A 19371-nucleotide genomic window follows, 5' to 3' on the forward strand; every position below is an offset into this window, starting at 1 on the left:
GGATTTCAGGGTGGGGCGGGGAGCACGCCGTCACCGGCCGGTGATTCGGGGAGGCGGACGATGTTCGGGATCCGGTGACGTTGTCGTTTCCCCTTCGCCACCTGTGCTTCTCGCGCCGCCGGCGACCGGCTGCGCAAGGTCTGCGCGATGCGTTGCTCCGCTTGTTCCTTCTTGTTCGATGCTGCGGACGGCTTCTCACGTCCCCAGGAGACCCGGTCCGAGGAGGCCACCGATGACCGCACCTGAATCCGCTCCCACCGAAGAGCTCATCGTCACGACAGCCGATCCTGCGACGTTGCGCCGCAGCGTCGCAGCGGGGGCGGTCGGCGTCTTCGTGCACTGGTTCGACTGGGCCGCCTACGCCTACCTCGCGAGCACCATCGCTTCGGTGTTCTTCCCCGCGGGAGACGCCACCGCAGGACTCCTCGCCGTGTTCGGGGTCTTCGCGGTGTCGTTCGGCATCCGCCCCGTCGGGGCGCTGGTGTTCGGGCCGCTCGGCGACCGGATCGGCCGCAAGCGCACGCTGTCGCTGGTCATCTTCATGATGTCCGGCGCCACGCTCGTCATCGGCCTGCTGCCGGGTTATTCGACGATCGGGATCGCGGCACCGCTGCTGCTGGTGCTGCTGCGGTTGCTGCAGGGCTTCGCGGCGGGCGGCGAGTTCGGCAGCGCCGCGAGCTTCCTCGCCGAGCACGCACCCCGCCGTCGGCGCGGTTTCGGCGTCAGCTGGCTGGAAGTCGGTTCGCTGCTGGGGTTCCTGGCCGGTTCGTTCGTGTTCTTCCTGCTGTCGGTGGGGCTCTCCGAGGAGCAGCTGACCTCGTGGGGCTGGCGCATCCCGTTCCTCATCGCCGCCCCGCTGGGCGTCGTCGGGTTCATCATCCGCAACAAGATCGAGGACACCCCCGAGTACCGCGCCCTCGAAGAGGCCGACACCGTGCCCAGCAGGCCCGTGCGGGAGCTCCTTCGCCACAACGGCACTCAGCTGCTGCAGGTCGCCGGTCTGATGACGATGATGCACGTGCCGTTCTACGCGATCCTGACCTACCTGGTGACCTACGAGACCGACCACCTCGGCCACTCCTCCGGCGACGCCGCGCTGCTGTCCACCGCGATCTCCCTGATCGGGCTGATCCTCGTGCCCGCCTTCGGACGGCTGTCCGACCGGATCGGCCGACGGCCGGTCCTGATCGGTGCGGGCATCGCGTTGTTCGTCCTGTCCACCCCCGCCTACCTGGCGATGCGGACGGGCCTCGTCGGCACGTGGATCGGCGGACTCGCGCTCGGCGCCGTGCTCTCGGCGATCCTGGGCACCTACGCGGTGTGGTCCGCCGAGATCTTCCCGACCCGGGTCCGCCAGGGCGGGCTGTCCATCGCCTACAACATCACGGCCGCCTTGTTCGCCGGCACGGTTCCCTACCTGATGACCGTCCTGATCGCCGCCACCGGCAGCACCCTGGTCCCGGGGCCGTACCTCATGGTCGCCGCCGCGGTCGGGCTCGTCGCCGCCTTCACCCTGCGCGAGACCGCGGGCAACCCGCTGCTGCGCCCGGAGGACCTCAGCAGCGAGCGCACCGAAGCCTGAACCGGCGGCCGGTCAGGCGCCCGCGGGAACCGGTTGGTGGACGGCAGCTCCCGTCTTGGCCTGCACCTCGTCGGGGGTGACTCCCGGTGCCACCGACACCAGCTGCAGGCCGTCGGAGGTCACGTCGAGCACGGCCAGGTCGGTGACGATCCGGTTGACCACACCGGCCCCGGTGAGCGGCAGGGTGCAGCGCTCGACGAGCTTCGGGGTGCCGTCCTTGGCCACGTGGTCGGTGAGCACGACGATGCGACGGGCACCCACGACCAGGTCCATCGCGCCGCCCATGCCCTTGACCAGCGAACCCGGGATCGTCCAGTTCGCCAGGTCGCCGGTGCTGCTGACCTGCAGCGCGCCCAGCACCGCGATGTCGATGTGCCCGCCGCGCATCATGCCGAACGAGGCGGCCGAATCGAAGTAGCTGGCGCCCGGGTTGACCGTGACGGTCTGCTTGCCGGCGTTGATGAGGTCTGCGTCCTCCTCGCCCTCCCACGGGAACGGGCCCACGCCGAGGATCCCGTTCTCGCTCTGCAGGGTCACCTCCACGCCGCCCGGGACGTGGTTGGCGACCAGGGTCGGGATGCCGATCCCGAGGTTGACGTAGTCGCCGTCGCGCAGCTCGGCTGCGGCGATGGCGGCCATCTCGTCACGAGTCCAGCTCATGTGCTGCTCCTAGTTCGTCGAGGCGGTGGCTCGGGGGCGCACGGTGCGCTTCTCGATGTCCTTGACCCGGGGCTTGGCCCGCACCAGGCGGTCCACGTGGATGCCCGGGGTGACGATCCGCTCGGGATCCAGGTGCTCCTCGGCGAGGTGCTCGACCTCGACCACCGCCACCCGCCCGCACGTCGCGACGACCGGGTTGAAGTTGCGCGCGCTGGCCCGGTAGACGAGGTTGCCGGCCGGGTCGGCGGTGTGGGCGTGCACCAGCGCGACGTCGGCGATGATCGCCCGCTCCTGGACGTGGGTCACCCCGTCGAACTCCGCCAGCGGCTTGCCGTCGGCGACCGGCGTGCCCACGCCCGCGCGGGTGTAGAAGGCGGCGATGCCCGCGCCACCGGCGCGCAACCGCTCCGACAGCGTCCCCTGCGGCGCGAACTCCACCTCCAGCGTCCCGTCCAGGTACTGCTGGGCGAACCGCTTGTTCTCCCCCACGTACGACGCGATCACCCTGGACACCTGCTCGTTCTCCAGCAGCAGCCCGAGGCCGTTGCCGTCCACGCCCATGTTGTTCGACACCACCGTCAGATCCCTGACGCCGCTGTCGCGCACGACCTCGATCAGATCGTTCGGGACACCGCACAGGCCGAACCCACCGACGGCGAGCGTCATGCCGTCGGTGAGCACACCGCGCAGCGCCTCCTCCGCGCCGGAACGCAGCTTCGACACCTCATCACCTCTCCCACGTCCACTTGACGGACGTCGGGAAGTAAAGGACCTCCGAGGCCACTACCGCAACGTTCGCGGATTCTTCGAGCCGGATCCGCTCGCTCGATGACCGAGTTGGACCCACCGCGTTCATTCAGTGAACGCTACGATGACCGGCATGAGCGACGGCCCGAACGCCCACCTGGTCGGCAAGATCGGCGCCGTGCTCCGCGCGCTGTCCACGACGAACGCGGCGGGCACGACGACGACCGAGCTCGCACGCGAGGCCGGGCTCCCCCGACCGACCGCGCACCGGCTGCTGAGCTCGCTGGCCGAAGAGGGGTTCGTCGACCGCGACCTGCAGACCGGCAACTGGTTCCTCGGCCCCGAGCTCTACCTGCTCGGCCAGACCGCGGGGAGCCGGTACGACGTCACCCACCTCGCGCGCGACAGCGTGCACCGGCTGGCCGCCAAGACCGGCGAGAGCGCGTTCTTCTCGGCGCTGCGCGGCCAGGAGACCGTGTGCCTGCTGCGCGAGGACGGCGACTTCCCGATCCGCTCGTTCGTGCTCTACGAAGGCGCGCGCTTCCCGCTGGGAGTCGTCTCGGCGGGGCTGGTCCTGCTCGCGTTCCAGGACGACGCCGACGTCAACTCCTACCTCGACGGCACCGACCTGACCGGCCGCTGGGGACAGGACCACTCCCCCGAGGCCATCCGGACCCGCATCGACCGAACCCGCCGCCGCGGCTACGCCGTGAACCCGGGTTTGGTCGTCGAGGGCAGCTGGGGCATGGCCGCTGCGGTGTTCGACCACACCGGCAAGCCCGCCTGGGCGTTGACCCTCACCGGCATCGAGTCGCGGTTCAAACCGGCCCGGCAACCGGAGCTCGGCGCCCTCCTGCTGCACGAAGCGCACGTCCTCACCCGGCACCTGACCAGCACCCGGCGAGACCGGTGAGGGCTCCTACGTCCCGTCGCCGCCCGCGCTCAGGGCGATGTCGGCTTCGATGAGGGCGGTGATCTGCTCCTCGCCGCACCCGAGCGAGGCGAGGACGCGCCGGGTGTCGGCGCCCTGCTCGCGCGGCGCCGACCGGACGTTTCCCGGCGTTCTGCCGAGCTTGATGGGCAGCCCGATGCCTCGGTAGTCGTCGTGCTCGACGACCATGTTCCGATGCCTGACCTGGGGATCGGTCAGCGCCTCTCCGACGTGGTGCACCGGGGTGGCGGGAACGCCCCGCCCCAGCAGCGCCTCGCTGAGCTCGTGGCGCTTCCTGGTGCTGATCGGCTCGGCCAGCAGCTCGCGCAGCTCGGCGATGTGGTGCACCCGGTCGGCGTTGGTCGTGAACCTGGGGTCCTCGGCCAGCGCCGGTGTTCCCAGCACGTCCGCCAGGGTCTCGAACTGGCGGTCGTTCCCGCCGCTGATGAAGATCAGCCCGTCCGCGGCCTCGAAGGTGTCGTACGGGGCGATCGAGGGGTGCGCCGATCCGGTGCGCTGCGGGGTCTGCCCCGAGGCCAGCCACGCCGAGGAGTGCGGGTGCAGCAACGACACCGCGGTGTCCAGGAGGGCGCAGTCCACCAGCTGGCCGCGTCCGGTGGTGCGCCGGTCGTGCAGCGCCAGGAGGATGCCGGAGAAGGCGTAGATGCCGGTCACCATGTCGACGATCGGGACGCCGACCCGCAGCGGCGGGCCGGTCCGCTCACCGTTGATGCTCATCAACCCGCCGTAGGCCTGCAGGATCGCGTCGTAGCCGGGAGCCGACCCCATCGGCCCGTCGGTGCCGAAACCGGTGATGCGGCAGTGCACCAGCTGCGGGAAGCGCGTTCCGATCACCTCGTCGGAGAAGCCCCACTTGGCCAGCGTGCCCGCCTTGAAGTTCTCGACCACGACGTCGGCTCCGGCGAGCAGTTCGCCGAGCAGCCGCTGGCCCTCCGGCTCGGCGAGGTCCAGGCAGATGTTGGCCTTGTTGCGGTTGATCCCGGCGTGGTAGGCGCTCATCGACTCGGTGACGAACGGCGGTCCCCAGGTGCGGGTGTCGTCGCCGGTCGGTGGTTCGACCTTGATCACCTCGGCGCCGTGGTCGGCGAGCATCTGCGCGCACAGCGGGCCGGCGAGGATCCGGGACAGGTCGAGGACGCGGAGGCCGCGCAGGCTGCCGGTGGGTTCGGGTGTGGTCATCGGTGGTCCTGTTCGTCTGGTCCTTCGAGACGTCGTGCTACCGCTGCGATTCAGTAGGACTTGGGCAGGCCGAGGACGTGGTGGGCCACGTAGTTCAGGACCATCTCCTGGCTGACCGGGGCGAGCCGGAGGATCCGCGACTCCCGGAAGTAGCGCTCCACGTGGTACTCCCGGGCGTAGCCCATGCCGCCGTGGGTCTGGATCGCCTGGTCGGCGGCGTGGAAACCCGCGTCGGCGCACAACCACTTCGCCATGTTCGCCTCCTTGCCGCACGACAGGCCCTGGTCGTAGCGCCAGGCGGCGTTGCGCGCCATGAGCTCGGCGGCGTCGAGCCGGGTCGCCGCCTCGGCGAGCGGGAACGCGATCCCCTGGTTCTGGCCGATCGGCCGGTCGAAGACGACGCGCTCCTGGGCGTAGCGCACGGCCTTGTCCAGCGCCGCGCGGCCGATGCCGAGCGCCTCGTGGGCCAGCAGGATCCGCTCCGGGTTGAGACCGTCCAGGAGGTACCGGAAACCGTCGCCTTCGGCTCCGATCCGCGCGCTCTCCGGCACGAAGAGGTCGTCGATGACCACCTCGTAGGAGGAGACCGCGTTGCGGCCGAGCTTGGGGATCGGGCTCAGGTGCACGCGCTCGGGATCGATGTCGATGAGGAACAACGACATGCCGTCGGTCGACCGGGTCACCTCCTCGCGCCGCGCGGTCCGCGCGATGAGCACCATCTTCTGCGAGTCGCCCGCCTTGGTGATCCACACCTTGCGGCCGCTGATCCGGTAGCCGCCGTCGACGCGCTCGGCGAAGGTCGAGATGCGGGTGGTGTCGGTGCCCGCGTCGGGTTCGGTGACCCCGAAGCAGACGTGCAGCGAACCGTCCGCGGCCGCGGGCAGGACCTCCTCGCGCAGCTGCTCGCTGCCGTGCTTGACGATCGTGTTCAGCCCGAAGATGGTCAGGTGCATGGTGCTGCACCCGTTCATCCCGGCACCGGAGGCGGCCACCTCCTCCAGCAGCAGCGCGGCTTCGAGGACTCCGAGCCCGCCACCGCCGTACTGCTCGGGGATGGCGATGCCGAGCCAGCCGCCCTCGGCGAAGGCGTTGTAGAAATCCCACGGGAACCGGGTGTTCGCGTCGCAGTCGGCCCAGTAGTCGTCGGAGAAGCTGCGAGCCAGCTCGCGCGCCCCCGCCCTGAGATTCGCCTGGTCCGCGGACAGTTCGAAGTGCATTCCCTGGTCCTCTCACGACGCCGTTGTTCTTATTTGCGAACAGATCGACTGATATGGGAATAGATTCATCCGGGACGACGCTGCTGTCAACCGCTTGACAGTGACTCGTTTCACTTCCTATGTTCCCGATTGCGACGCCTCGTTGGTATTTGCGAACGCCCATGCGCGGCCTCTCACGCGATTTCCGCGACCCCCACCGTCGAAGAGGATTCGAGCAATGACGCTGAACAACGCCGCATCGGCACCGCCGGACCCGTCCTCCCGCAAGGCCGTCGGGCCCGCGGTGGTGATCGGCTCCGCGCTGGAGTGGTTCGACTTCTACCTCTACGCCTCGATGGCCGCGCTGGTCTTCGGCAAGCTGTTCTTCCCCGAGAGCAACCCGACGACCGCGACCCTGGCGTCGATGGCCACCTTCGCGGTCGGCTTCCTCGCCCGCCCCTTCGGCGGCATCGTCTTCGGCCTCATCGGCGACAAGTTCGGCCGGAAGACCGTGCTGTCGGCCACCTTCCTGCTGATGGGCATCTCCTCCGGACTCATCGGCCTGCTGCCGACCTACTCCTCGGTGGGCATCATCGCGCCGATCCTGCTGGTGGTGCTGCGCCTGCTCCAGGGGCTCGGCGCCGGGGCCGAGCTGGGCAGCGCGACCGCGGTGGCCTACGAGCACGCCGACGCGAAAACCCGAGGGCGGCGCGGATCCTTGCCCGCTCTGGGTGTCAACATCGGACTGTTCGCGTCGTCGCTCACCGTCACCGTGCTGACCAGCTTCAGCGAGGACTTCCTCTACGGGTGGGGATGGCGGATCCCGTTCGTGGCCACCTTCGCCCTGGCAGGCCTCGGATTCTGGGTGCGGCGGCAGATGCCGGAAACCCCGGAGTTCGAGAAGGCGGCCCGCACGGCGCAGGCCGGAGCGAAGGCCAAGCCGCTGCGCTCGCTGCTGCGGTCCCACTGGCGCGGTCTCGCCGTGGTCATGGCGGTCACCTTCGGCTACAACGGGGTCAGCTACATCTTCAAGACCTTCTCGCTGTCCTACCTCACCACGTTCCGCGACGTGCCCGCCAACGTCGGCGCTTTCGGCATCACGCTGGCCAGCGCCTGCGCCATCATCACGGTGCCGGTCGCCGGCCGGATCTGCGACTTCGTCGGCGCCAAGACGGTCATCCTGGTGGGCGCAGCGGCCACCGCGGCACTGGCCTTCCCGTTCTTCTGGCTGCTGGACACCGGGCAGCACGTGGCGATCTGGATCGCGCTCATCCTCGCCACCGGCATCGTCGTGCCCGCCATGCTCAGCGCCCAGGGCGCGTTCCTCTCGCAGCAGTTCCCGACCCGGACCCGGGTGTCCGGGCTGGGAACCGGCCGGGAGGTCGGCGGCGCCTTCTCCGGAGGGCTCGCGCCGGTGGCCGCGCTCGCCCTGGTCACGGCCACGCCCGGGCACGCCACGTGGGCGGTGTCGCTGATGTTCGTCGGCGGAGCCGCGCTCATCGCCGTCGGCGCGCTGTTCGACCAGATCAAGGCCGTCGAGACCGACGAGGCGCGGATCGCCGAAGCAGTGGGCGGCAGGGCCTGAAGCACCGGCGGTAAGTTCGACACCAGCCGGGGTCGGTCAACACGATGGGGAACGCAGTGCCACTTGCCGAATCGGGAGCAGCCAAAGCGCACCGGACCGTTTCGCGGATCACCACCATCCTCGAACTCGCCGCATCGCGCCGGTCCGGGGTGCGACTGTCCGAGCTCGCCACCGAGCTCGACGCGCCCCGGTCCTCGCTGCACGGCCTGGTCAAGGGCCTGGTCGCCGACGGCTACCTGCGCGAGCAGGGCGGTGCGTACACCATCGGACCGGCGATCAGCGCCCTCCTCGCCGCAGCGCCGCCCACGGTCGCCGAGGCCGCCCGCGCCGCCATGGAGGAGCTCCACCGCCAGTTCAACGAGACCGTCATGCTGGCCTCCCCGGTCGGGAGTTCCCTGGTCTACACCGACGCCATCGAGTCCACGCAGCCCATCCGCTACTCCGCTCCGCTGCGCGTCCGGCGCCCGCTGCACCCGACCAGCTCGGGCAAGTGCCTGCTGGCCTTCGCCACGGAGCGGTTCCGGGAGAACTACCTGACCGGCCACCTCGCCGACGCGCCCCGCGACGACACGATCCGTCACGAGCTCGACGAGGTCGCCCAGGCCGGGGTGGCGGTCAACCGCGGTGAAACGCTGCCCGACATCACCGGCGTCGGAGCACCGATCTTCGACAAGGGCCGCGTCGTGGCGGCCATCGCCCTGGCGGGCCCGACCTCCCGGCTCGGCGACGTCGTCACCGACATCGCCGAGGCCACCAAGGCCGCCGCCCACGAGGTCTCCGAACGCCTCGCCGGCCGCTGAGCGAGCACGAGGAAACCGCCGAACCACGCAGGGAGCGCACCGTGCACGCGGGTACCTTCTCGATCGCCGCCTACGACCTCACCTCCGGGCGCGCCGGTGTCGCGGTCAGCACGCGCATGCCCGCCATCGGAGCGCTGGCGGTGTTCACCGACGCGGCCTCGGGCAGCGTGGCCACCCAGGCGCTGATCAACCCGTTGCTCGGCGTCGACGGCCTGCGGCTGCTCGAAGCGCACTCCGCGGAGGAGACGCTGCGCAGGCTCCTGGAGGCCGATCCCGGAGCGGATTCCCGCCAGGTGTCCATCGTGGACAGGCACGGAGGTTCGGCCGCTCACACCGGACCCGAAACGCATCCGTGGAGCGGCCACCGGACGGGACCGGGTTTCGCGGCCGCGGGCAACATGCTCGTCGACGGCCGGACGATCGACGCCATGGTCGAGTCGTTCGAGACCACCGCCGACGGGCCGCTTCACGAACGGCTGCTCCTGTCGCTGGAAGCCGGCCAGCGGGCCGGTGGGGACAGGCGCGGCAAGCAGAGCGCCGCGCTGCGGGTGAGCAGCGGAGAGCCGTACCCGTACCTCGACCTGCGCGTGGACGACCACCCCGAACCCGTGGCCGAGCTGCGCCGCGTCTACGAGGTCGCGAAGCGGGAGCTGCTGCCGTTCGTCGAAGCGCTCCCGACCAGGAACAACCCGCACGGCAGGTTCCACGAGCTGCTCGGCCTCCGGGACGACGACACCGCACCCTGAGCACCGACCAATAGATCACGTGACGCTGGAAGCCCCTGCCCGGTCCGGGGTTTCGAGCGGACCGTCCTCCCCGCCGGGCTCGGCGGTGGCACCGGCGGTGACGAAGCGCCGCCAGCGGTCCCACGTGCCCCGCAGGGCCTCGTCGGCGCTGTGCGCGTGCGGCGCGAGCGAGCGGGCGATGGATCCGCGACCGGCGAGGGGCGTCTCCGGTGGGGAGACCCGCTCGTCCGGACGGGCGCCGAGCAGCGCGGCGGTGGCGAGCACCCGGCAGTCGCCGAGGATTCCCGGCGCCTTCCTCAGCTCAGGCGAGCGCAGGTCGAGCTCCTCGACCAGGAGGTCCCGCCCGGCCAGGGCGCACCGCAGGGTCGAGCGCAGCCCGCCTCCCTGTTCGCCGCTGCGCCCGAGCACCAGGGTTTCCGACAGCAGCGCGACCGCGCCGTCGTCCAGGACGATGCCGGTGCGCCGGTCGACGTCGGCACCGCCCGCGACCACGAACGGAGCGGCGGCCCAGACGAGCGAGCCACCGGTTCCGACGTGCACGTCGGCCGCCCAGCGCTGGTGACCGCCCCGCGCGTCGTAGGCGACCATGCCCGACGGTTCGACGAGTTCGAGGTGCACGCCGCTGCCGACCGAGACCTCCACTCGCAGGTCGTCTCCGGCGAGCAGGGTGGCGCACACCCCGACGAGCGCGATGCGCGCGCGCGGCCCCTCGATCCCGAGCAGGCGGGGGCGCAGGTAGCCCCCCGCCTGCAGGACCGTGGCCCGCGCGATGCCGTCGACGAGCTCGATGGACACCGTTGCCATCGCGCGGTCACCCGTGGTGGACGTGCGGGGCCATCGGACCCGGGTCCACGGCGGTGTGCTCGCCCCGGCGGTGCTCGGCCACGAGGTGATGCACCCACTTGCACAGGTCGCCGACGGCCGTCGGGTCCGTGCGGGACAGCGCGAGCGTGGGCAGGCCGGAGCGCACCGATGAGGCGTCGGTGATCATCTGGGCGACGTCGACGTCCACGTGCTCGGCGAGGTCGGTCTTGTTGATCACGAGCAGGTCGGCGCGTTCGATGCCGGGACCTCCCTTGCGCGCGACGTCGCCGCCACCGGCCACGTCGATGCAGAAGATCTGCGCGTCGACCAGCGCGGGGCTGAAGGTCGCCGTGAGGTTGTCGCCGCCGCTCTCGACGAGCACGACGTCCAGCGGCCTGAAGGCGCGTTCGAGGTCCTCCACGGCGATGAGGTTGGCGGTGACGTCGTCCCGGATCGCCGTGTGCGGGCAGGCGCCGGTCTCCACGGCGCGAATCCGCTCGACGGGGAGAACGCCTGCGGCGCGCAGCATCCGAGCGTCCTCGTCGGTGTAGATGTCGTTGGTGACCACCGCGAGCTCCAGCTCGTCGGCGAGCTGCCGGCACAGCGTGGCGATCAGGGTGCTCTTGCCGGTGCCGACGGGCCCGGCGATGCCCAGCCGCAGCGGACGGGACGCAGCGCTGGTGTCGCGGTGTTCGTGTTCAGGCAACGAAAATCCTCCTCGTGCTGTTCTCGTGCTGCAGAGCCCAGTGCTCTGCCAGCGGTGCGGTCACGGCGGGCATCTCGGCCGGGCAGGTGACCGCGACGGCGATCTCCGCGGATTCGCGGACGACCTCCGCCGACTCCCAGATCCACCGCGCGGTGTCGACGGGATCGACGGGCAGCAGCTTCAGCGCCGCCGCCGCGACCGTCTGGGCGTCCTCGTACAGGCACGCCCGCGCGACGCGCGACTCGTCCAGCCCCATGACGGCCGCGACGACGCCGAGGGCCACGGGGCGCTGCGGCCCCGGGCCGAGCGCGTCGAGGGCGGCCACCGCCGGGTGGTCCGGCCACAACCGCTCGGCGAGCCGGGCCAGTCCCCGCCCGAGCAGGGCGGAGGCCGCGCGCACCGGCTCGGTCGGCGTGCGCACCAGCAGCGCGTCGTGGATCTCGTCGAGCCGGACGTGCTGCTCCCCGGCCGCCCGCAGGGTCAGGACGGCGGCCGAGGCGTCGACCAGCGCGACCGAGCGCAGTCGAGCGCGGAGGTACTCGGGAACCTCCGCGCGGTCGAGACCGGCCGCCAGCGCCGGCTCCAGACCGGCGGAGTGCGCGTGCCCGCCGGTGGGAAGCCGGGCATCTGCCAGGAGCATCGCTCCCAGGTCCGGGTCCATCACCCACTCCTCAGAACAACGAGTAGCGCTGGGCGAGCGGGACCGTGTCGACGGGGTTGGGGCGGACGCGATCGCCGTCGATCTTGATGTTGAAGGTCTCCGGGTCGACCTCGATCCGCGGCAGCGCCGTGTTGTTCGGCAGGTCGTGCTTGGTGACGCTGCGGGTCTCGCGCACCGCGGCGAGCCTGCGCCGCAGGCCGAGCTTCTCGGCCAGGCCGTCGTCGAGCGCCGCCTGCGCCACGAAGCTCACCGACAGGTGCGGCGCGGAACCCGGCCCCTGGGGCAGCGCCGGGCGCATCATGACCGGCTGCGGTGTCGGGATCGTGGCGTTGGGGTCTCCGAGCGCGCCCCAGACGGCGGCGCCGCCCTTGATCACGGTGAAGGGGCGGATGCCGAAGAAGGCCGGATCCCACAGCACTAGGTCGGCCAGCTTGCCCGGTTCGACCGAACCGACTTCGTGGTCGATGCCGTGCGCGACGGCGGGGCAGATCGTGTACTTGGCGACGTAGCGGCGGGCGCGTTCGTTGTCGGCGGGCAGCGACGAGCCCAGCGGTCCGCGTTGGTTCTTCATCACGTGCGCGACCTGCCACGTGCGGCACACCAGCTCGCCGATGCGCCCCATCGCCTGCGCGTCGGACGAGGTGATCGACATCGCGCCGATGTCCTGCAGGATGTCCTCGGCCGCCATCGTCGTCGGGCGGATGCGCGACTCGGCGAACGCGAGGTCCTCGGGAACCTGCGGGTTGAGGTGGTGGCAGACCAGGAGCATGTCCAGGTGCTCGGTGGCGGTGTTCACCGTGTGCGGCAGGGTCGGGTTCGTCGAGGCCGGCAGCACGTTGGGCTCACCCGCGACGACGATGATGTCGGGCGCGTGCCCGCCACCGGCGCCTTCGGAGTGGAACGCGTGGATGCCGCGGCCGTCGATCGCGTCGAGGGTGTGCTGCACGTAGCCGGTCTCGTTGAGGCTGTCCGCGTGCAGGGCGACCTGCAGGCCGTGCTCGTCGGCCGCGCGCAGCGCCGCGTCGATGGCCGCCGGGGTGGCGCCCCAGTCCTCGTGGACCTTGTACCCGCCCGCACCGGCCAGGGCCTGCTCGGCGAGCCCCTCCGCGCTGACCGTGCTGCCCTTGCCGAAGAGGATGACGTTGAGCGGCAGGTGGTCGAGAGCCCGGTGCATCATGGCCAGCGACCAGGATCCAGGGGTGACGGTCGTGGCCTTCGACCCCTCGGTCGGCCCGGTGCCGCCGCCCACCACGGTCGTGGTGCCGGTGGCCAGCGCCTCGGCCATCTCGATCTCGGTGAGGAAGTGCACGTGGGTGTCGATCGCACCCGCGGTCAGGATCTTGCGGTCTCCCGCGATGACGTCGGTGGTCGGACCGATCTTCAGGTCCGGGTGCACGCCGTCCATCACGTCCGGGTTGCCGGACTTGCCCACCGCGACGATGCGCCCGTCGCGGATGCCGACGTCACCGCGGACGACGCCCCAGTGATCGAGCACGATCACGTTGGTGATGACCAGGTCGAGAGCACCCTGCGCGCGCGTGGCCATGCCCTGCGCACCGGACTCGCGGATGCTCTTCCCGCCGCCGAACACCGCCTCGTCGCCGCCGACGCAGAAGTCCTGCTCGATCTCGATCCACAGGTCGGTGTCGCCGAGCCGGACCTGATCGCCGGTGGTCGGCCCGTACAGCTTCGCGTACTCGCGACGACCGATCTGGCTCACTGCCCCTCCTCGGAGTGCTGCTGATCGCCACCGCGCTCGTCGGTGGCCGATTCGTCGTTGACTGGTTCGTCGGTGACCCGCGCCCGCGCCGGAGGCGAGGCCGTGCCCGGCATCTCGGGTTCGGAACCCGGGGTTCCGTACGGGACGACCTTCCTGGGTTCGCGCGTGTAGGTCGGCAGCTCCCGATCGCGGATCTGCAGGCCGGGCACGTGCCCGGTCCCGCCCAGCGCCACCAGCTCCACGAGCTTGCTCACGCCGGGCTCGAAGCGCACCGACGTCCCCGCGGGGGAATCCAGGCGGTAGCCCTGGGCGGCGTCGCGGTCGAAGGTCAGCGCCGGGTTGGCGTCCGGGAAGTGCAGGTGCGCCCCGATCTGGATGGGACGGTCGCCGTCGTTGACCACCAGCAGCGTGTGCCGCTCGCGGCCGGCGTTGAGCTCGATGGGCGTCTCTCGGACGCGGACCTCGCCGGGGATCACGAGATCGGCTCCGTGATCGTGACGAGCTTGCGCCCGTCGGGGAAGGTCGCTTCCACCTGGACGTCGGAGAGCATCTCGGGCACGCCCTCCATCACTTCCTCTCGCGTGAGCACGCGCCTCCCCTCGTTCATGAGCGCGTCGACGGTGAAGCCTTCCCGGGCGCGCTCGATCGCCCAGCAGGACAGCAGGGCGACCGCTTCCGGGTGGTTGAGCAGGACGCCGCGTTCCCGTCGATCCCGGGCGATCATTCCGGCGACGCTCAACAGCAACTTCTCCGTGTCAGACGGAGTGAGATTCACGAAATCACCTCGCATCACTGCAGTTCGCGACCGACTGTAAGGCACGTGCGGATCACTCGCACAACGCGCATGAAAATCCAGAAACCACGCTTCAAAAACGGCGAACCTGCTGTTCATGACCCCACGATCCCTGCGCCCGAACGACTTTCACGCCGGATAAGCGCCTCGCGAAGGCTTTCTTCCGCTTAGGATATTTTGGCGACTCTCGCCACACAGCGCAGTTTCGGAAACTTCATCGGGAGACGATTCCCGCAACCCGCGCGACACATCCGCGCAATACAAAGCACCGAACAAACTTTCCCATTCGGCCTCGCCGGGTTGAAAAAGTTCGCACCTCGAGGACGAAGGGAGCAACTCCTCCTCGGAGCACGAGCGGCTCAGCCTCGGCCGCGGCCGGTGAGGACGTTGCGGAGCCGGACCGCGACGTGCAGATCCCCGAGCTTCTCGGGATCGGTCACGTCGATCCCCAGCGATGCCGACAGCTTGTCCAACCGCTGGTAGAGGGTCTGCCTGCGCACGTGCAGGCGTTCGGCGGCCCGGGTCTTGTTGGCCCCGCAGTCGAAGAAGACCTCCAGGGTCCGCAGCAGGCGGCCCCTGGTCTCGCTCGGCTCGTCGAGCAACGCCCCGAGCTGCTCGCGGATGAACCGCTGCAGGACCTCGTCGGCGTCGAGCTGGTGCACGAGCCGGTGCAGCGACCAGTCGGCGGCGTCGACGACCCGGGGCGTCTCACCGTCCGCGAGATCCAGCTGGAGGCAGCGACGCGCTTCGGCCACCGCGTGCGGGATCCCGCCGCTTCCGCTCACCAGCGGACCGATCCCGACGGCCGGGTGCTCCGGCCCGAGCACGCCGAGCTGGCGCACGTCGTCGATCAGATCCCGCCGGGAGCGCTCGGGCCGCCGCGCGTCCAGCGCGACGAGGGCGAGGTACTCGTGCTCATCGGCATGACCGACCGCCATCCGCCCGTTCCGCTGCAACTGCTGCTCCAGCGCTTCGCGCACCCCCGGGTCGTCGCCACCGGTGACGACGGCGACGAACGCGTCCGTGCCCGCCAGACCGGAGTTGGCGAGCAGGACGTCGAGGTCGTCGTGCGCGGCGGAGGGATCGCGGAGGTGCTGGAACAGCGCGCGGGTGGCGCGCATCCGCGGAGTGGGCGGTTGCGCGCGCAGGAGCGCCAGGGCGAACGCCTGCGGCGCCCGGCCGAGCGCGGCTTCCAGCACCAGCGGATCGGCACCCGGCGCGGCCAGCACCTCCAGGTTCGCCGTGCTGATGCCGTGCACCGCGACGGTGGCGCGCCAGGTCACGACCTCGCCCGCGTCATCGGCTGCCCGCTCCGGCGCCCGGGTGAGCACCGCGCCCGAGCGATCCCGCACGACGACAGCGGCGCCGGTGAGCTCCGCGAGCGCGCCGGTGAGCTCCTGCAGGCCCGCCCCGGAGGTCAGCTCCGCCGACAGCGCGTCGGAGATCGAGTCGGCCAGGCGCAGCCGCTGCACCGAATCGTTGATGATCAGCCCGTTGATGCCCTCGGTGATCTCCACGAAGGGGACGGGGCGGTCGAACCGGATCAGCGGGAACCCGTGCTTGGCGCACTCGTCGATCAGGGCGTCGGGCACTCCGAGACCGCTGCTGGCGGTCTCCACGGCCAACGCGGTGACCCCGCGAGCGGCCAGGTCGCGGACGTAGGAGCGCTGACGCGACGGCGAGACCTCCGAGAGCACCACTCCCCCGGTGAGCAGCAGCTCCCCGCCCCGGAGCAAGGGCGCGATGTCAATGACCTCGCTGGAGTGCACCCACCGCACGCTGCGCGAAGCCGCCTCGGCACCGACCAGCAGCACCGGCTCCCCGCGTTGCACGCTGCGGTGGCGCAGCACCTCGTCGAGCGACATCTTCATGACAGATCGTCCAACTGCGATCGACATTTGGTTGACGGAATGTACCTTGTTTCCTCCCTCCCCGGCCAGAAGCATGAGATCTCACCAATGCCAGCGTGGAGGGGAGACCCGATGACGAGTCCGGCAGGTGACGACCCCGCAAGAGGTGACCTGGAGGAATGCCTGCAGCCGATCCCCGACGAGTCCAGGACGCGCCGGGTCTCGGGGCAGTTCTGGATCTGGGCCGGCGCGAACATCGCACCGATCAACTGGGTGCTGGGGGCGCTGGGCATCGAGCTCGGCCTCGGGCTGTCCGACACGTTGCTCGTGCTCATCGCGGGCAACTTCGTCGGGATGGCCCTGTTCGGACTGTTCGTGCTGCTCGGCCAGCGCACCGGCGCGACCGGGATGGTGCTGTCCCGGGCCGCGTTCGGCCGCCGCGGGGCGTACCTGCCCGCGGCGATCCAGGCCCTGCTCGCCGTCGGGTGGTGCGCGGTCAACACCTGGATCATCTTGGACCTGGTCATGGCGCTGCTCAGCGAGCTCGGCGCGGTGGACCCGGCTGCCGAGAACCACGCCGCGAAGCTCGTCGTGGCCGCGGTGATCATGGGCGCGCAGGTGCTCATCTCCTGGTTCGGGTACCGCGCCATCGCCAGCTTCGAACGCTGGACCGTCCCACCGACGATCGCCGTGCTGGTCCTCATGTCGCTGGTCGCGTGGACCGGGCTGGAGATCGACTGGAGCTACGCGGGCCCGCCGGGACAGGTGCTCACCGGCCTCGAGCGCCTCAGCGCGATGACCGCGGTCATGACCGCCATCGGCATCGGCTGGGGCATCACCTGGTTCACCTACGCGGCCGACTACTCGCGGTTCGTCAGCACCACCGTGCCGCGACGCAGGCTCTACCTCGCCAGCACGCTGGGGCAGTTCCTCCCGGTCGTCTGGCTCGGAGTCCTCGGCGCCTCGCTGGCCACCAAGAACGGCGAGGCCGATCCCGGACGCCTGATCGTCGACAACTACGGCTCGCTGGCCGTGCCCGTGCTCTTCCTGGTGGTGCACGGGCCGATCGCCACGAACATCCTCAACATCTACACCTTCGGCGTCGCCGCGCAGGCCTTGGACGTCAAGGCCTCGCGCCGCACGCTGAGCGTCCTGGTGGGCGTCTTCGCGATGCTGTGCGTGGCGCTGTTCGTCTTCCACGGCGACCTCGCGTCCGTGCTGGACTCCTGGCTCGTCTCGCTCGTCGCCTGGGTCGCCTCCTGGGCCGGGATCATGCTCGTCCACTTCTTCGCGCTCGAACGCGACAGCAGCCGCACGGACCGGTTGTTCGCGCCGGTCGGCAGCGCTCTCCTGCCGGACGTCAACTGGGCGGCGGTGGTCTCCTTCGGCGCGGGCGTGGTCTCCACCTGGCTGTTCATGCACGGCGTCCTGGAGGTCTTCCAGGGACCGATCGCCGGCGCGATGGGCGGCATCGACCTGTCCTGGCTGGCCGGTGGACTCGTTTCGGCGGGCCTCTACGCCGTGCTGGGACCGCGCGTGCACCGCCGTCACCTGCCCGAGCAGCTGCCGAAGCGCGAGCCCGATCACGCCCCCTCCTGAGCAGTGCCATTCCGATGTGGAACGAGGTGACCATGTCCGGAACTCCCGGTTCCTTCCCGTGGCAGCGCGGTGTTCGCGCCGCGGCCGCGCTGACCTTCGACGTCGATGCCGAATCCTGCGCCCTGGTCCAGGATCCTGGCTCGGTGGAGCGCATGTCCCTGATGGGGCACCAGTCCTACGGCCCCCGGGTGGGCGTGCCGCGGCTGCTGAACGTGCTGCGGCGGCACGACGTGCGGGCGACGTTCTTCGTCCCCGGCTACACCGCCGAGTGCTACCCGGACGCGGTGCGCGCCATCGTCGACGACGGTCACGAGGTGGCCCACCACGGGTACGTGCACGAGTCGATGCGCGGGCTCGACGAGGGCAAGGAGGCCGAGTACCTGGACCGCGGGCTCGAGGCGCTCGAACGCGTCGCCGGTGTCCGGCCGACCGGCTACCGCGCGCCGTGGTGGGAGATGAACTGGCACACCCCGAAGCTGCTGGCGGAACGCGGTTTCAGCTACGACTCCAGCCTGCTCGACGACGACGTCCCGTACCTGATGACCAGTTCCGGGCCGGGGTCGACCGAGTTGGTCGAGATCCCGGTGGACTGGTCGCTGGACGACTGGGAGCAGTTCGCGTTTTACCCCGGCTGGACGGGCAGCGGTGTCATCGAGAGCCCGCTGAAGGCGCTGGAGATGTGGTCGCTGGAGGCCACGACGCGGCACGCCGAGGGCGGTTGCTTCGTCCTGACCGCCCACCCGTTCCTGTCCGGGCGCCCGGCCAAGGCCAACGTCCTCGACCGGCTGCTGGAGCTGCTGCGCTCGCTCGACGGCATGTGGGTGACCTCGCTCGCCGAGATCGCCGCGCACGCGCGACCGGTCTGCGGTCCCGCCCGCACCCACGAGCGGCTGACCGACGTGCCGGTGTGACCGCTCAGGGGTGCGGCAGCGCGTCGCCGCCGCACCCCGGTGCGCCCAAGCGGGTCGAGATCTCCGCGGCCGTCTCGCGGACCACTCCGGCCAGCTGGTCGCGCAGCTGCTCCGACACGCGGAAGCTGGGCGCCGACAGCAGCAGGGCGGCGACGAGATGTCCGCGGTGGTCGCGCACCGGCGCGCTGATGCCGACCTCCTCGACGTGGGTCTCACCGGCGTTGATCGCCACGCCCGAAGCGCGCACCGCGGCGAGTCGTTCGAGGTAGGCGCTCACCTCGACGTCGTCCCGGCGCTCCGAGCGCACCAGCCCCCGTTCCAGCAGTTCCCTGGCGCGCCCTTCCGGCAGCTCGGCCAGGAACACCTGCACCGACGAGCTCGCCGCGGTGGTGTAGCGGGTCCCGATCGGGGTGGTGTGCTTGACCAGCTTCGGGCTCGGTACCTGCTCGACGGAGACGGACTCGTGGCCGCTCCACACGACGAGAGCGCTGGTCTCCCCGGTGCGTTCGGTGAGCCGCTCCAGCGACGGGTAGGCCACGCGCCGGACGTCGAGGTTGGCCAGCAGCGGACCGGCGATGCCGATCAGTCCGAGCCCCAGCCGGAAGCGCCCGCTCTCCGGGTCCCGCAGGACCAGGTCGAGCTGCTCGAGCTGGTTGAGCAGCCGCGACACGGTGCTCTTGTGCAGGTCCACCCGGCGGGCGATCTCGGTGACGCCGAGCGCGGGCTCATCGACCGAGAACGAGCGCAGGACGCGGATGCCGTTGTGCAGCACCGAGTTGGCGCTCCTGGCCTCCTGCCGGTCGAGTTCGTCGTTGTCGCTCATCGTCTTCCCTCCTGCACCGCCGCACACCGCTCGGGACCGCGACGACGCCGGCCTCCG

Annotated in this window: 18 protein-coding genes and 1 pseudogene; 7 read left to right on the plus strand and 12 right to left on the minus strand. The window is 70.7% G+C overall.

The features are described from left to right. Positions 1 to 232: 232 nt before the first annotated feature. Complete coding sequence (locus tag E1202_RS19400; protein WP_132684563.1) at positions 233 to 1582, plus strand: MFS transporter; 1350 nt, start codon at positions 233 to 235, stop codon at positions 1580 to 1582. A gap of 12 nt (positions 1583 to 1594) precedes the next feature. Here the strand turns inward: E1202_RS19400 and E1202_RS19405 are convergent, their stop codons facing one another. Together E1202_RS19405 and E1202_RS19410 are read right to left on the minus strand one after the other, a co-directional pair. Continuing rightward, on the minus strand, positions 1595 to 2242 hold the full coding sequence (locus tag E1202_RS19405) for a CoA transferase subunit B (RefSeq protein ID WP_132684564.1): 648 nt from the start codon (positions 2240 to 2242) through the stop codon (positions 1595 to 1597). Positions 2243 to 2251: 9 nt separating this feature from the next. Then, positions 2252 to 2965, minus strand: a complete 714-nt coding sequence (locus E1202_RS19410) for a CoA transferase subunit A (protein ID WP_132684565.1) — start codon at positions 2963 to 2965, stop codon at positions 2252 to 2254. Between the two features lie 157 nt (positions 2966 to 3122). Between E1202_RS19410 and E1202_RS19415 the strand changes: the two genes are divergently transcribed. Beyond that, positions 3123 to 3902, plus strand: a complete 780-nt coding sequence (locus E1202_RS19415) for an IclR family transcriptional regulator (protein WP_132684566.1) — start codon at positions 3123 to 3125, stop codon at positions 3900 to 3902. Between the two features lie 6 nt (positions 3903 to 3908). Here the strand turns inward: E1202_RS19415 and E1202_RS19420 are convergent, their stop codons facing one another. Both E1202_RS19420 and E1202_RS19425 read right to left on the minus strand, forming a co-directional pair. Further along, positions 3909 to 5120: a CaiB/BaiF CoA transferase family protein gene (locus E1202_RS19420; RefSeq protein WP_132684567.1), complete on the minus strand. Its 1212-nt coding sequence runs from the start codon at positions 5118 to 5120 to the stop codon at positions 3909 to 3911. 50 nt (positions 5121 to 5170) lie between these two features. After that, a complete protein-coding gene (locus E1202_RS19425; RefSeq protein ID WP_132684568.1) occupies positions 5171 to 6337 on the minus strand; it encodes an acyl-CoA dehydrogenase family protein in 1167 nt (388 codons plus the stop codon). 217 nt (positions 6338 to 6554) lie between these two features. Between E1202_RS19425 and E1202_RS19430 the strand changes: the two genes are divergently transcribed. From E1202_RS19430 to E1202_RS19440, 3 genes are read left to right on the plus strand one after another with little or no spacing between them, the layout of a single operon-like run. Beyond that, complete coding sequence (locus E1202_RS19430) at positions 6555 to 7901, plus strand: MFS transporter (protein ID WP_132684569.1); 1347 nt, start codon at positions 6555 to 6557, stop codon at positions 7899 to 7901. Positions 7902 to 7957: 56 nt separating this feature from the next. Continuing rightward, positions 7958 to 8701 carry an IclR family transcriptional regulator gene (locus tag E1202_RS19435; protein WP_235878673.1) on the plus strand — a complete coding sequence of 248 codons (744 nt, stop codon included), beginning with the start codon at positions 7958 to 7960 and terminating at the stop codon, positions 8699 to 8701. Positions 8702 to 8742: 41 nt separating this feature from the next. Then, positions 8743 to 9447, plus strand: a complete 705-nt coding sequence (locus E1202_RS19440; RefSeq protein WP_132684571.1) for a DUF1028 domain-containing protein — start codon at positions 8743 to 8745, stop codon at positions 9445 to 9447. A 15-nt stretch (positions 9448 to 9462) separates the two neighbouring features. On the opposite strand, the gene E1202_RS19445 is transcribed toward E1202_RS19440, so the two are convergent. The 7 genes and pseudogenes from E1202_RS19445 to E1202_RS19475 form a co-directional block, all read right to left on the minus strand. Then, positions 9463 to 10251 carry an urease accessory protein UreD gene (locus E1202_RS19445; RefSeq protein ID WP_132684572.1) on the minus strand — a complete coding sequence of 263 codons (789 nt, stop codon included), beginning with the start codon at positions 10249 to 10251 and terminating at the stop codon, positions 9463 to 9465. Positions 10252 to 10258: 7 nt separating this feature from the next. Continuing rightward, positions 10259 to 10957: an urease accessory protein UreG gene (ureG, locus tag E1202_RS19450; protein WP_132684573.1), complete on the minus strand. Its 699-nt coding sequence runs from the start codon at positions 10955 to 10957 to the stop codon at positions 10259 to 10261. After that, a complete protein-coding gene (locus E1202_RS19455) occupies positions 10950 to 11618 on the minus strand; it encodes an urease accessory protein UreF (protein ID WP_132684574.1) in 669 nt (222 codons plus the stop codon). The genes ureG and E1202_RS19455 overlap by 8 nt, the downstream gene beginning before the upstream one ends. A gap of 10 nt (positions 11619 to 11628) precedes the next feature. Continuing rightward, entirely contained in the window at positions 11629 to 13338 is a 1710-nt protein-coding gene (locus E1202_RS19460) for an urease subunit alpha (RefSeq protein WP_132684575.1), read from the minus strand. Positions 13339 to 13532: 194 nt separating this feature from the next. Beyond that, a pseudogene (locus tag E1202_RS32245) lies at positions 13533 to 13814 on the minus strand (urease subunit beta); the annotation flags it as partial. Next, positions 13811 to 14113 (minus strand): urease subunit gamma, encoded by a 303-nt coding sequence (locus E1202_RS19470; RefSeq protein ID WP_132684627.1) that lies wholly within the window; start codon positions 14111 to 14113, stop codon positions 13811 to 13813. The pseudogene E1202_RS32245 and the gene E1202_RS19470, both read right to left, overlap by 4 nt. Before the next feature lie 377 nt (positions 14114 to 14490). Then, positions 14491 to 16002 (minus strand): PucR family transcriptional regulator, encoded by a 1512-nt coding sequence (locus tag E1202_RS19475; protein ID WP_165943912.1) that lies wholly within the window; start codon positions 16000 to 16002, stop codon positions 14491 to 14493. Positions 16003 to 16113: 111 nt separating this feature from the next. Here E1202_RS19475 and E1202_RS19480 point away from each other — a divergent pair, with 111 nt between their 5' ends. After that, the gene (locus tag E1202_RS19480; RefSeq protein WP_132684578.1) at positions 16114 to 17580 is read left to right on the plus strand and encodes a purine-cytosine permease family protein; all 1467 of its coding nucleotides are present in this window, start codon (positions 16114 to 16116) and stop codon (positions 17578 to 17580) included. A 32-nt stretch (positions 17581 to 17612) separates the two neighbouring features. After that, a complete protein-coding gene (locus tag E1202_RS19485; RefSeq protein WP_132684579.1) occupies positions 17613 to 18491 on the plus strand; it encodes a polysaccharide deacetylase family protein in 879 nt (292 codons plus the stop codon). Between the two features lie 4 nt (positions 18492 to 18495). On the opposite strand, the gene E1202_RS19490 is transcribed toward E1202_RS19485, so the two are convergent. Then, positions 18496 to 19314, minus strand: coding sequence for an IclR family transcriptional regulator (locus E1202_RS19490; protein ID WP_132684580.1), 819 nt, complete (start codon positions 19312 to 19314; stop codon positions 18496 to 18498). Between the last annotated feature and the right edge of the window lie 57 nt (positions 19315 to 19371).

It is taken from the genome of Saccharopolyspora karakumensis, from assembly GCF_004349225.1.
Taxonomy (GTDB): Bacteria; Actinomycetota; Actinomycetes; order Mycobacteriales; family Pseudonocardiaceae; genus Saccharopolyspora; species Saccharopolyspora endophytica.